General features: G+C 51.4%; 12 protein-coding genes. 8 read left to right on the top strand and 4 right to left on the bottom strand.

All coding sequences use genetic code 11. The features are described from left to right. Nucleotides 1-108: 108 nt before the first annotated feature. Nucleotides 109-342, bottom strand: coding sequence for a hypothetical protein (locus M1L66_RS24255; RefSeq protein ID WP_434688652.1), 234 nt, complete (start codon nt 340-342; stop codon nt 109-111). Between the two features lie 309 nt (nt 343-651). After that, a complete protein-coding gene (gene guaA / locus M1L66_RS24250) occupies nt 652-1,959 on the bottom strand; it encodes a glutamine-hydrolyzing GMP synthase (RefSeq protein WP_434688651.1) in 1,308 nt (435 codons plus the stop codon). Nucleotides 1,960-2,201: 242 nt separating this feature from the next. Between guaA and M1L66_RS24245 the strand changes: the two genes are divergently transcribed. The 8 genes from M1L66_RS24245 (at nt 2,202) to M1L66_RS24210 (ending at nt 12,565) form a co-directional block, all read left to right on the top strand. Further along, on the top strand, nt 2,202-3,929 hold the full coding sequence (locus M1L66_RS24245; protein WP_187024719.1) for an ABC transporter ATP-binding protein: 1,728 nt from the start codon (nt 2,202-2,204) through the stop codon (nt 3,927-3,929). Then, a complete protein-coding gene (locus M1L66_RS24240) occupies nt 3,929-5,791 on the top strand; it encodes an ABC transporter ATP-binding protein (RefSeq protein WP_434688650.1) in 1,863 nt (620 codons plus the stop codon). The genes M1L66_RS24245 and M1L66_RS24240 overlap by 1 nt, the downstream gene beginning before the upstream one ends. A gap of 82 nt (nt 5,792-5,873) precedes the next feature. Beyond that, nucleotides 5,874-6,317: a MarR family winged helix-turn-helix transcriptional regulator gene (locus tag M1L66_RS24235; protein WP_002602621.1), complete on the top strand. Its 444-nt coding sequence runs from the start codon at nt 5,874-5,876 to the stop codon at nt 6,315-6,317. A 3-nt stretch (nt 6,318-6,320) separates the two neighbouring features. After that, nucleotides 6,321-6,602: a hypothetical protein gene (locus M1L66_RS24230; protein WP_025529961.1), complete on the top strand. Its 282-nt coding sequence runs from the start codon at nt 6,321-6,323 to the stop codon at nt 6,600-6,602. A 437-nt stretch (nt 6,603-7,039) separates the two neighbouring features. Next, the gene (locus tag M1L66_RS24225; protein WP_055653778.1) at nt 7,040-8,737 is read left to right on the top strand and encodes a glutamine--tRNA ligase/YqeY domain fusion protein; all 1,698 of its coding nucleotides are present in this window, start codon (nt 7,040-7,042) and stop codon (nt 8,735-8,737) included. Between the two features lie 407 nt (nt 8,738-9,144). Then, nucleotides 9,145-10,602, top strand: coding sequence for a PLP-dependent aminotransferase family protein (locus M1L66_RS24220; RefSeq protein ID WP_187024716.1), 1,458 nt, complete (start codon nt 9,145-9,147; stop codon nt 10,600-10,602). A gap of 3 nt (nt 10,603-10,605) precedes the next feature. Next, entirely contained in the window at nt 10,606-11,535 is a 930-nt protein-coding gene (locus M1L66_RS24215; protein ID WP_187024715.1) for a hypothetical protein, read from the top strand. A gap of 25 nt (nt 11,536-11,560) precedes the next feature. Further along, entirely contained in the window at nt 11,561-12,565 is a 1,005-nt protein-coding gene (locus tag M1L66_RS24210; protein WP_434694315.1) for an AraC family transcriptional regulator, read from the top strand. A 10-nt stretch (nt 12,566-12,575) separates the two neighbouring features. Here M1L66_RS24210 and M1L66_RS24205 read toward each other — a convergent pair whose 3' ends face one another. Both M1L66_RS24205 and M1L66_RS24200 read right to left on the bottom strand, forming a co-directional pair. Then, on the bottom strand, nt 12,576-13,247 hold the full coding sequence (locus M1L66_RS24205) for a hypothetical protein (RefSeq protein ID WP_187024714.1): 672 nt from the start codon (nt 13,245-13,247) through the stop codon (nt 12,576-12,578). Next, nucleotides 13,240-13,956, bottom strand: coding sequence for an ATP-binding cassette domain-containing protein (locus M1L66_RS24200; RefSeq protein ID WP_207729255.1), 717 nt, complete (start codon nt 13,954-13,956; stop codon nt 13,240-13,242). Before M1L66_RS24200 ends, M1L66_RS24205 begins: the two co-directional genes overlap by 8 nt. Between the last annotated feature and the right edge of the window lie 35 nt (nt 13,957-13,991).

Below are 13,991 nucleotides of genomic sequence, written 5' to 3'. Positions count from 1 at the left end.
GTCTCAAATTGAGACAGATTCCGGCCGGTCCTTTCTTATGTTATCGATCGGTTCACATCATCAACAATAAAACCATTTCGATACATGTGATTACAGTCTTGGGCGTAATTATCCTGGAGTATAAAAAAGGTCTTGCAGCAGCTTTCCTCTGCGGTAAACGTGCTTACAATCTTTAATAAAATCGTGGTTTACAATCTCCATTGTATCAATATCAATGTTTTTGACTAGATGAAATATATTTTCGTTCGATTGCTGCTTCGGCATATAGGCGACTTCACCATCATATTTACGATAGCCCGACGGGTCTCCATTGCCATCTTTGAGAACACGAGCAAATCCCATTATCTCCTCCTAAGACGTATCCACTTTGGTGTTTTGATAAAGTATAGCACAAAACAGTACATAAATCTATTCGTTATACAAGGTATTATAGCTGAATGTGCAGGACTGCCATCCAATGGCGAAAAACAAAGTAAGGACAAACAAAAAGGCGCCCTGCTGAATTTGTCGTTCAGCAGGGCGCCTTTTTGTTTGTGCCTTTGCGATTATTCTCTTGAATACCAGGCGGACACAAATAGTATTATTCCATTGTCAAGAGGCAAAGCGGCAGGTAAAAAAACGGTATTCTTGCGGGGCGCGCCGTCTCCGGCATTACTCCCACTCAATCGTAGCCGTAGGCTTCGGACTCAGATCATAGCACACACGGTTTACATTCTTCACTTCTTTTAAGATCCTGTCTGTAATCTTTAACAGCACGGCGTAGTCGATCTGTTCAATCGATGCGCTCATGGCGTCGATGGTGTTGACGGCGCGGAGGATGACCGGATAATCGAAGCATCTGGCGTTGTCGCGGACACCGACGGATTTGAAATCAGGCACGACGGTGAAATACTGCCATACGGTCTTGTCCAGTCCGGCATTGGCAAATTCTTCGCGCAGGATGGCGTCGGATTCGCGGACTGCTTCCAGACGTTCTTTTGTGATGGCTCCGAGACAGCGCACACCCAGACCAGGACCCGGGAACGGCTGGCGGTATACCATCTCTGCTGGAAGTCCCAGTTCTACGCCGCAGGCGCGGACCTCATCCTTGAACAGCTGACGCAGCGGTTCTACCAGCTGGAACTGTAAATCTTCCGGGAGACCGCCTACGTTGTGATGGGATTTGACCATCTTCGCCGTCTTGGTTCCGCTCTCCACGATATCGGGATAGATCGTTCCCTGTGCCAGGAATTCGATTCCCTCCAGTTTTCTGGCTTCTTCCTCGAAAACGCGGATAAATTCCGCACCGATAATCTTTCTTTTCTGCTCCGGATCGGCAACACCGGCCAGCTTGCCAAGGAAACGATCGACAGCGTCCACGTAGACTAAATTAGCGTCAAGCTGATGCTTGAATACGTCGATAACGGACTCAGACTCTCCCTTGCGCATCAGGCCGTGATTGACATGGACGCAGGTGAGCTGTTTGCCGATGGCCTTGATTAAAAGGGCGGCTACAACGGAGCTGTCCACACCGCCGGAGAGTGCAAGAAGAACCTTCTTATCGCCTACCTGGCTGCGGATCAGTTCTACCTGGTCGGCAATGAAATTCGTCATGTTCCAGTTGGCCTGCGCATGGCAGGTATCAAATACAAATTCTCTTACCAGTGATACTCTTGTCTCTTCGTCCTCTGGCCATTCGGTTACGCTGTACTCACAGGCTGCCGGTTCGTGGCCGGCGGCCATGACTGGATAACCCGCCTCGTAGATCTCCGGCAGTACGTCGATCCGCACGCCGTCCACGATATGGTTAGGTCCTCCGTTTATGATCACGCCCTTGACATTGGGAAGTTTTTTGAGCTCTTCCGCGGTAATGTCATGGGGATAAATTTCGCTGTAGACGCCGACCGCACGGATTTCCCGCGCCAGCCTTGTATTATCTGTACTTCCCAAATCCAGAATGACTATCATATCCTGTTTCATAAGTGCCTCCTTTGACCTTCTCTGATGTATTCCTTTTCATAACATAACTTGTAATGCTGTGATTGTAATTCTGTAATTGCAACCCTGTAATATAGTGTAGCAGAAAATGAATCGAAGGTAAATGAATTTTTCATGATTTTGGCAGACTTTCAGTAGACAAATGCAGAAATTAGCCGTATAGTATATGATGGATTGTTGCGATTGCAACAGTTGAAACTGCAAGTGAAGAGATGGAGGCAGACATGTTTCGAAGATTCTACGGTTACATGAAGGATTACCGGAAATACGGGCTTTTCAGCTGTGCCTGTGTGGCGCTGGAGGTCATGTTCGAACTGGTGATTCCGCTCGTTATGGCGGATATCATCGACGTCGGCGTGGCAAACGGAGACAGAAGGTATATTATTACAAAGGGAATCGAGATGTGCATACTGGCGCTTATGGCGCTGGGGCTTGGCGCCGCGTATTCCAGATTTGCGGCGCTGTGCGGCCAGGGGCTGGGAGCGGAGCTTCGGAAGGCGGAATATCAGAAGATCCAGAGCTTCTCTTTTTCCAATACAGATCATTTCACCACATCGTCTCTCGTTACGAGGCTTACCAGCGATGTGACGGTGATTCAGAACGCGGTAACTACCGGCCTCCGGCCCATTGTGCGTGCACCTGTGATGATGGTGACGGCTCTCTGCCTGTCATTTTCCATCAATGCCAGGCTGGCGCTGATTTTCCTGGTGGCGGCTCCGCTTCTGGGGGTTATCCTGTTTCTTATCATCAGCCATGTGAGGCCCCTGTATTCCCGGCTGCAGAAGAGCATCGACCTGGTCAACCGGATCGTGCAGGAGAATTTAATGGCGGTCCGCGTGGTCAAGGCCTATGTCAGGGAAGGCCACGAGATGGAGAAATTCGACGCGGTCAACTCGGAACTGCAGACCGTATCGGAGAAGGCCTTCGGCCTGGCATGTATGAACATGCCCGCCATGCAGTACGTGATGTATGCGACCATCGTGTCCATTCTGTGGTTTGGCGGCAATCTGATTTTTATCGGAGGAATGCAGGTAGGGGAACTTACCGGATTCTTAAGCTATGTGCTTCAGGTCCTCAATTCCCTGATGATGATCTCCAATGTCTTCATGATGGTGACCCGGTCCATGGCCTCCGGAAAACGTATTCTGGAAGTCCTGGATGAGGAAATTGAGATTCAGGATGAGAGCAGAGAATCACTTACCGTGGAAGAAGGCGGAATTACCTTCGATCACGTGTCATTTAAATATAAGAAGAATGCGAAGGAGTACGTCCTGTCCGATGTCAGTCTCGACATCAAACCGGGGCAGACCGTGGGGATTATCGGCGGCACCGGTTCGGCCAAGACGACGCTGGTCCAGCTGATTCCGAGGCTTTATGAAGCCACGGAGGGGGAAGTACTCATCGATGGAAAGCCGGTGAAAGCGTATCCGCTGGAGCATCTGCGGGACGCGGTAGCCGTGGTATTGCAGAAAAACACCCTGTTTACCGGGACGATTGAAGATAATCTGCGATGGGGAAAAGAGGATGCCACGAAAGAGGAAATCGCGTGGGCGTGTGATATCGCAGGGGCGGCCGAGTTCGTGGAACGTTTCCCGGAGGGTTACGATACGTATCTCGATCAGGGCGGCGTGAACTTATCGGGAGGCCAGAAGCAGCGTCTCTGTATCGCAAGGGCTGTCTTAAAGCGGCCGAAGATCCTGATTCTCGACGATTCTACCAGCGCCGTGGACACGGCTACTGAGGCGGGAATCAGGAGCGGTCTTAAGGAGAGCCTTCCTGACATGACGAAGATCATCATAGCCCAGCGGATCACCTCCGTCTCGGGAGCAGATCAGATCATTATCATGGACGACGGAAAGGTACACGCATCAGGCAGTCACGAGGAGCTGCTGGCGAAAGATCCCATTTACCAGGAAATCTATTATTCTCAGCAGGAAGGGGTGGGCTTATAATGGCGAAATACATCGGTTACAAGAAACCGAGGAACACGAAAAGGACGCTGCTGCGGCTCATTTCCTATATGGGAAGACATAAATTTTCCATGTTTGTCGTGGGAATCCTGGTGATTGTCAGCAGTCTTGCCAGCGTATTCGGTACGTATATGCTGAAGCCGATTATCAACCAGTACATCATACCGAAGGATATTCCGGGACTTGTGAAGGCACTGCTCTTCATGGGGATCCTGTATGCGGTGGGAGCATCGGCCACGCTGGGGTATAACCGGCTGATGGTGAAAACGTCACAGAAGATTGTAAAGGAGATACGAAAGGATCTTTTCAATCACACGCAGACGCTGCCGCTGGCGTATTTTGATGCCCATACTCATGGAGAGCTGATGAGCCATTTCACCAACGATGTGGATACGATTGCCGAGGCGCTGAACAACAGCTTCACACTGCTGATCCAGAGTTTTATCACGACGGTCGGCACCATGGTGATGATCGTGATCTTAAGCTTCCGTCTGTCGCTTATCGTGCTGGGCTGTATGGCGCTCATGTTCCTGTTTATCCGGTTCAATGGGAAACGGAGCCGGAAATATTTCATGGAACAGCAGAAGTATTTGGGCGAGATCAACGGATTTATCGAGGAGATGGTGGCAGGACAGAAGGTGGAGAAGGTCTTCAACCATGAGAAGAAGGATTTTGAAGAATTCTGCAGGAGAAATGAGCGGCTTCGTCAGGCGTCCACCAATGCGATGGCGTATTCCGGCCTGATGGTGCCGGTAGTCGTCAGTATTTCCTATTTAAACTATGCTGTGTCGGCCTGCGTGGGCGGTTTATTCGCACTGGCAGGACTCATGGACATCGGAAGCCTGGCTTCCTACCTGGTCTATGTCCGGCAGAGCGCCATGCCGATCAATCAATGCACCCAGCAGGTGAATTTCATCCTGGCCGCATTGTCCGGCGCGGAGCGCATCTTTGAAATGATGGACGAAGAGCCGGAGGTGGATGAGGGAACCGTGACGCTGTGCCGTGTGGAGGAGAAGCCGGATGGCAGCCTCTGCGAATGCAGCCGGAAGAGCGGCCTCTGGGCCTGGAAGATGCCGGACGAAGAAGGAAGAGACAACACCCTTATCCCCTTGACGGGCGACGTTCGTTTTGAGCATGTGGTGTTCGGCTACAATTATAAGAAAAAGATTCTTGATGACATCAGCCTCTTTGCCAAGCCGGGGCAGAAGATCGCATTTGTGGGTTCCACGGGAGCCGGGAAGACGACCATTATCAATCTGATCAACCGGTTTTATGAGATTTCAGGTGGCGTGATCACCTATGACGGAATCGATATCACAAAGATCCGGAAGGCGGACCTGCGCCGCTCCCTGGGATTTGTCCTCCAGGATACCCACTTATTTACCGGGACCATCGAGGAGAATATCCGCTACGGAAACCTGGAAGCTGCAGAGGAGGACGTGATCAATGCGGCGAAGATTGCCAATGCGCATTCCTTTATCCGGCGTCTGCCCGAGGGGTACCAGACGGTTCTGGAAAGTGACGGCGCGAATCTGTCCCAGGGCCAGAGGCAGCTTCTGGCTATCGCCCGGGCCGCGGTGGCTTCTCCGCCTGTGCTGGTACTGGATGAGGCAACCAGCTCCATCGACACGAGGACGGAGCACCTGATTGAGAAGGGCATGGACGCGCTGATGGAAGACAGAACGGTGTTCGTCATCGCGCACCGCCTTTCCACGGTGCGTAATTCCAAGGCTATCATGGTTCTGGAGCACGGGCAGATCATGGAGCGCGGAAGCCACGAGGAGCTGTTGGAACAGGGCGGACGGTATTACCGGCTCTATACGGGCCAGTTTGAACTGGAATGAAAAACACTTGAAATCCGGCGAGAAAAAAGGCATAATAAGTGGCGTTGGATTGTGATCGATAAGAAAGGCGGTAACAGAGAAAATGGACCGAAAGCAGGAGGTCAGGGACTTAATGTTCCGTACCGAGATGGCCAGGAAGAGGCGGATCCATCCGGTATGGACCGATATGGGGCTGATCGCGGGACAGCCCAGGGTGTTAAGCCAGCTGTTCATCAAAGATAAAATCACACAGAAAGAGCTTGCAGAGGCGTGCTGTATCGAGCCGGCCACGCTGTCACGTGCGCTGGACCGTCTGGAAGCCATGGGATATATTATCAGAAACGACAATCCGCAGTGCCGTCGTTCCTTCTTAATTTCCCTGACAGAGGCTGGGAAGAAGATGGCGGTAAAGGTAAAAGAGACCTTCGAGGGACTGGAGGAAGAGATGATGGAAGGCATTTCCGATGAAGAGATGGATACGATCATCTCCCTGGTCTCCAGAATTTACGATAATCTGCGAAATGAAGAAGAAAGCGGGGGTATCTAACGTATGGGAGCATTAAAAAAGGAAACATTTGTGCCGATGGCCTTCTTCAAGAAAGAGGCCTACACAGGCAGCTTTAAGGGAATGCGTTACCGCGTAGTAAAAGCCGAAGACCAGTTCGAGGCAGTCGTCTACCCGGAACCCTACTGTTTCGAAGCAACCCCGGACGAGAACAAGGTAAAGAACACCTTCCCCTTTACCGAAGAAGGCAGAGAATCCGTCGTAAACTGGTTAAACGACCAATACGACTCCCGCAAATCAGAATGGGACGCTGCCGCCCGCTATTGATTAGAGGCAGTAGAACACGCTGCAGCCTTTCTCCCATATAAAGCCAGTACACAGCCCCAGTGATTGCGGAGAGGGCGAGGCGGCCGGGGAGGAGGCGCGTACAGCTTCCTTTTCCGAGGTTCGCAGGAACTTAAGCGGGAAGGCAGGAAAAATGGGTGGCGAAAGTTGGCCTCCAAGCCGACTTTCGAGGGCACACGGAGGAAAAATCCTTCAGGATTTCTTCCGTAGTTTGCCCGATCCGCCCATTTTTCCTGTCTTCCCGCTTTAGTTCCTGCCACCGAGGAAACAAGAAGCTGTACGCGCCTCCTCCCCGGCCTCCTCGCCCTCTCCGCAATCACTGGGGCGTACCCCCACAAAATTCTCATTCCCCCTTTCCTATTTCTCCCAAATATGATATGATACCATATTATTGGGACTATTTATATGGAGGAAACAAGATGGAAGAAAACAGAGAAGTATTAGAAACTGCGGAAAAAGAAGAAGTTGTTTCTAAAAACTTTATTGAGCAGGAGATAGATAAGGATCTGGCAGAGGGCGTTTATAATCATGTTCAGACCAGATTTCCACCGGAACCAAACGGATATCTGCATATCGGACATGCAAAGTCCATTCTTTTAAACTACGGACTGGCTAAAAAGTATGGCGGACAGTTTAACCTTCGTTTTGATGATACGAATCCGACGAAAGAGAAGACGGAATTCGTGGAGTCCATTATTGAGGATGTGAAGTGGCTGGGCGCTGATTTTGAGGACAGGCTGTTTTTTGCCTCCAATTACTTCGAGCAGATGTATGAGTGTGCGGTCTTCTTAATCAAGAAGGGCAAAGCATTTGTCTGTGATTTAACCGCAGATGAGATTCGGGAATACCGCGGCGATTTTAAAACACCGGGTAAGGAAAGCCCTTACCGGAACCGGAGCATTGAAGAGAACTTAAAGCTCTTTGAGGAGATGAAGGAAGGAAAGTATCAGGACGGAGAGAAGGTGCTCCGCGCCAAGATCGATATGGCTTCCCCGAATATCAACATGCGTGATCCGGTTATCTACCGGGTGGCCCGTATGAGCCATCACAACACAGGCGATAAGTGGTGCATCTATCCGATGTATGATTTTGCCCATCCGATCGAGGATGCGGTGGAGCACATCACACATTCGATCTGTACGCTGGAATTTGAGGATCACAGACCGCTGTATGACTGGGTAGTGAGAGAATGTGAATTTGAGAACCCGCCCCGCCAGATTGAGTTTGCCAAGCTGTACTTGACGAATGTGGTTACCGGCAAGCGCTATATCAAGAAGCTGGTGGAAGACAGGATTGTGGACGGCTGGGATGACCCGCGTCTCGTATCCATCGCCGCTCTGAGAAGAAGAGGCTATACACCGGAAGCCATCCGCATGTTTGTGGATCTGGTAGGTGTGTCCAAGGCGAACAGCTCCGTGGATTACGCCATGCTGGAATACTGTATCCGCGAGGACTTAAAGCTGAAGAAGCCGAGAATGATGGCTATTTTAGATCCGGTGAAGCTGGTAATCGATAACTATCCGGAAGACACGATAGAATATCTGGACGCTCCTAACAATTTAGAGAATCCGGAGCTGGGAGAGAGAAAACTGCCCTTTGGAAAAGAACTCTACATCGAGCGGGAAGATTTCATGGAAGAGCCGGTTAAGAAGTATTTCCGTCTGTTCCCGGGCAACGAGGTCCGTCTGATGAACGCCTATTTCGTGACCTGTACCGGATGCGAGAAGGATGAGAACGGTAATGTAACCGTGGTTCACTGTACGTACGACCCGGAGACGAAGAGCGGTTCCGGATTCACAGCCAGAAAGGTAAAGGGAACCATTCACTGGGTAGCCGCTAGGACTGCCGTTACAGTAGAGTGCCGTCTCTATGAGAACATCGTGGATGAGGAAAAAGGCAAGTTAAATGAGGACGGAAGTCTGAATCTGAATCCGAATTCTCTTACCATTATAAAGAACTGCTATGTGGAACCGGCGCTGGCCGAGGCGAAGCCGTACGACAGCTACCAGTTTGTGAGAAATGGCTTTTTCTGTGCCGACTGCAAGGACAGCACTCCGGAGCATCTGGTATTTAACCGGATCGTGTCCTTAAAGAGTTCTTTTAAGATTGCGAAATAAAAAGGTTTCGCCGTTTTGTACCATTTTGATAAACAGGCAATTAGAGATGCCGCGGGGGATATGATGTTTGACCTGGCCGGACCGTACTGCGGTGACGGGCTGGAAGAACCTGATCCTGCGGCACTTTTTTTACCTCGATATGCTTTACCAGTACGCTGGGGTGTGTTTGATCCTAGTGCAGAATTCACCGGAACTTATGCAACGCTGTACTAGTACTCCATCCAGCCAGTAATCATAGTTCCAGCACTGCCTATTTTGCCATCTGCCGCGTTGTCGTCGGTCAGCGGAGGAACCACTCCGCTTCCTTCCTCCGCCTTGCAGACTGACAAAATATTCAGCACTGGAATTATGATTACTGGCTGGATGGAGCACTAGTGTCCGCACACCAGTCTTAAGGAGGCGGAGATGTGGAACTGATGATCCCTCTGGACAGCCATTCAGAGATGCCTTATTATGAACAGATATACGAATATATCAGAGAAGAGATTAAGAAGGGGAATTTAAAGTCCTCCGCCCGTATTCCCTCGACCCGCCTTCTGGCGGAGCATTTAAAGGTCAGCAGGAGCACGACGCAGATGGCCTATGAGCAGCTGCTGTCGGAAGGGTATATCGAATCGGTACCGTGCAAAGGATACTTTGTGTCGCGCATCGAGGAGCTGGTGATCACGGGGCAGGAGAACGGGGGAGAAAGTCCATTTTTCGGCACGTATCCGTGGGAAGTACCGGGGGACAGTCGCCCGGCGGCCGGAGAGGCGGAATACAAGGTGGATTTCTCACCGCGCGGAGTCGATCTGGACAGTTTTCCCTTTAATACATGGAGAAAGATCACGAAGACTACGCTGGTGGACGACAACAAGGAGATGTTTGCGACCGGAGATCCCCAGGGGGAGCCGGCTTTCCGTGAGGCGATCCGGAGCTATCTCCATTCGGCCAGAGGCGTGAACTGCACTGCGGAGCAGATCGTCGTCGGTGCAGGAACGGAATACTTATTGATGCTGCTTTCACGTATTTTGGGGCCGGATCACACCATAGCCATGGAAAATCCCACATACAAGCAGGCGTACCGCGTCTTTAAGAGCCTGGGATATCCGGTAGTGCCCGTGGAGATGGATGGCTCCGGTCTGGAGACTTCCCTGCTCGAGAGAAGCGGGGCGGATATCGCCTATGTGATGCCGTCTCACCAGTATCCGACCGGAATCGTGATGCCGGTAAAACGGCGGCAGGAGCTGCTCTCCTGGGCCTGCAAAAAAGAGGGACGTTATCTGATTGAGGATGATTACGACAGTGAGTTCCGCTATAAGGGAAAACCGATTCCGGCCCTGCAGGGAATGGATGGAAGGGAACGGGTTATTTACAGCGGAACATTTTCAAAGTCCGTAGCGCCGGCTATCCGTGTCAGCTATTTGGTGCTGCCGAAACCGTTGCTGGCGGTCTACCGGGAGCGGGTGAATTTTTATACATCCACGGTTTCGAGAATCGACCAGAATATCCTGTACCAGTTTATGATGGGCGGTTATTATGAGCGCCATTTAAACCGGATGCGGGCCGTGTACAAGGCGAAGCACGATACGCTGATTGGGGCGCTGAAGCCATTTGAAAAACAATTTACGATAAAAGGAGAGTATGCAGGCCTCCATCTGCTTCTGACGGATAAGAAAAACAGGACGGAGGAGTGGCTGGTAGAGTCTGCGAAACAGGCGGGGGTAAAGGTCTACGGCCTGTCTTCCTATCTGATCAGGGAGGGGAAGGCCGTGGTGGTGCCTACTGTAATCCTGGGGTATGCGATGCTCAGTGAAGATGCGATTAAAGAGGGAATCCGGCTGCTTAAGACAGCCTGGTCATCAGATGGAGAACAGGAGGAGTAATATATGAAGAATAATAGGGACCTTCCGCTAAGGACCGCCGGAGTTGCCGCCGTAATTGCGGTGTTGCTGCTTGTTTTAAGCATTCTTGGAAATGTCCGGATATCCGGTTACTTAAAGGCCAGCATGGAGGAATCCATCCATCAGGTCGAAAGTGAGATTGCCAGCAAAGAGGTACAGGAATCCATCGAGGAATCGAAGATGGAAGAGACTGCGGTTCACGAGATTTCGCTCACTTATACAGAGGAGCAGCTTTTAAATCTGCTGGAGGGGAAGATGCACGCCAATGATTTGGAGGGCGCGGCGAGAGTACTGAACGAGAATGATACGGCATTTCAGGATTTGTTTTTTGGAAAGCTGGCGGATGAGACGTGTCTGTATTCCTCGCCGGTCGACGCCCAGGGGGCTGATCCGCATACCGGCGGTGTGATGAAGGACGAGGCGGATGGCCACGGCCTCGTGTTTCAGCGTGCGGGAACCATCTTCTACGGCGATTTTAAGGACGGTAAGCCGTCTGGCCAGTGTGTGGCCCTTCAGGCGATTACGCTGGATGAGGGAGTCCGCTACGATTATTCCGTCGGCACGTGGACGGATGGTGTCATGGACGGCGCCGGAGAGTGCGGATACGATTACTATGAAGGCGTGACCGGAGACGGGGCGAAAAAAACGGTGAAGAAAGGAAACTTTGCAGACGACCTGATGGAGGGAGAGATCTCCTATACCAGCGTCAACGGGGATGGGGAATCGACTTCGTGGACCATGACAGTGGAAAATGGGGTGATTGTTCCGGACGCAAGGTGGATTTCCGATACATCCGATGATGGAACGCCTGTCTTTCGGCTGATGGCCGATACGGACGATGTCCACGCCTATGTGGTGGAGGCCGATGCCATGGAGGAAGTGCGCTGGAAGAATATGATTGAGTGGGGAGAGTAGCGGAAGAGAAGAGAGGGGCGGTGCAGTGAATCAGGAAATGCTGGAACGTCTCAGTGTGATCACGGAAGAAGAGCGGGAAATCTTAAACGGGCGCACAGAGATTGACAGGACAAGGTACACAAAGGGCGATGAGCTTATTACATCCCGCCGAACGGAGGTGAGGGAGGCTTTCCATATTGACAGCGGGAAGATGCTGGAGCACGGCAAGCTGATCCGAATCCGGCCTCATACCCGGTTCGTTCACTTCCCGAAACACAAACACAACTACATTGAAGTGATCTATATGTGCAAGGGGGAGACGACCCACATGATCGACGAGGAGACGGTTATCTTAAGGACCGGCGAGCTGCTCTTTTTAAACCAGCATGCCACCCAGGAGATTCTGCCTGCCGGAGAGGGCGATGTCGCTGTAAACTTCATCATTTTGCCGGAGTTTTTTGATACCGCCTTTGAGATGATGGGGGAGGAGGAAAATCTGCTGCGGGATTTCCTGGTGGGCTGCTTGTGCAATGACACCCGGTACGCCAGCTTTCTGCATTTCAAGGTGGCAGATGTGCTCCCGGTACAGAATCTGGTGGAAAACATGGTCTGGACACTGCTCAATGACCAGCCTAATAAGCGGAGCATCAACCAGGTCACCATGGGGCTCCTGTTTCTTCAGCTGATGCACTATACAGATAAGATCAGCCACACCCGGGAGGGCTTCGATCAGAGGCTGATCTTCCAGGTGCTGGGATATATCGACGAGAACTACCGGGACGGAGAACTGACGGAGCTGTCCTCCATGCTGGGATATGATATCTACTGGCTGAGCCGGATGGTGAAACGGCTGACCGGAAGGACGTACAAGGAACTTTTGCAGATCAAACGGCTGAACCAGGCCGCGTTCCTGCTTTTAAATACGAGACTGGCAGTGGCGGATGTGGCTCTGGCGGTGGGATATGACAATACCAGTTATTTCTACCGGATTTTTAAGGTGCGGTACCAGATGTCGCCGAAGGAGTATCGGAAGAATAACAGGGCGCTTTGAGGATACGGTATTATGGCACATCTCTCTCCTCCTCCAGCTTACCGGACTGCCAGAGCAGGAAGAAAAGAAGCGCAATTCCTGCCGGGACACCGGCTATGACGGGGAGGCTCTTTAACGCATCGCTTACCATCTGGCCGATGAACAGTGCGGCGATCAGCGTAAGGGCTTTTCCGTGGCCATTCTGCCTCCTGCTGGAAAACAGTGTCAAAAAGAGATAAAGGAGCGGAAGCAGCAGCGCGAATTGCAGGAAAGCGCCGGGAATATCATCCTTCATCTGCATTCTGAAATAGGAATGATTTGCGTCCGCGAATTTCTGCATCAGGATGGTGCCGGCCTGCCCATTGAAAAAGGAAAACGCCATGACCGCCGCGACCGCGGTCAGGCGCGAGAATATCCGCAGCCACGGATTGGGCTCGGCCAGGCGCCAGAGCTCATTCTGCCGGACGTCCGGTTTTTCCAGCATATGGTTCATCCCGTAAAACAGTCCCAAAAGCAGGGAAGCTGCGTAACAGATACTGATGAGCAGGACGAGTAATCCCGCTTTTTTATCGATGACACGGCAGGCGGAAAGCGGGAGAATCAAAAGCAGCCCATTCAGAATGATGAAAAATGCCGCCGCTGTCCATATCTCATGAAATACTGCCTGAAGCTGCCATTTTATGGATTTCCATACTCTAATCATGTTTGATCTCCTCCAGATAATACTGTTCCACGGATTTGCGGTGCCTCGTTCTTATTTCTTCCGTTTCCATCTGCCAGACACGCCCTTCAGCGAGGAATATGACCTCATCGAACAGAGACTCCAGATCCTTCAGCAGATGAGTCGCCATGACGACGGAGCTGTTGTCTGCCATATTCTCCAGGAGGAAGCGCTTCATATCTTTCTTGAAATACGGGTCGATTCCATCAAATGGCTCGTCGAAAAGATAGAGGCGGCTTTTCCTGCACAGCCCCAGAATCATGCAGAGCCTTTCCTGGTTTCCTCTGGAAAGGCGGCAGAGCCGTGTCCTGCGGTCGATCTTCGACTGCTCCAGCAGCTTCAGGGCGCGTTCCCGATCAAAGTCGGGATAAAAATCCCGATAGAAGCCTGCACAGTCGTCCGCGGTCATCCATTCGTAAAAGTGGCTCCCTGAAAGAATGTAGGAAGGGGTTGCTTCCTCGCGGATGATCTGCCCGCCATCCGGCCGGAGCAGACCAGCCATCAATTTTAAAAGCGTGGACTTTCCGATTCCGTTGTCACCCACGACTCCGATAATCCGGTTCTCCCGGACCGTGACGGAGGCGTGATCCAAGACCCTCCAGCCATTTCGTTTTTTTATGACATTCTGCAAACGCAGCAGACAGGTAGATGCCGCTGTTATATCTTCAGTTCTTATATCATCTTTTCTCATATCCTCAGTCCTCATATCCCTAGTCCTCATATCCT

It is taken from the genome of Hungatella sp. SB206, assembly GCF_051132295.1.
GTDB lineage: Bacteria > Bacillota > Clostridia > Lachnospirales > Lachnospiraceae > Hungatella > Hungatella effluvii.
This window is presented reverse-complemented; position numbering and strand designations above follow the sequence as displayed.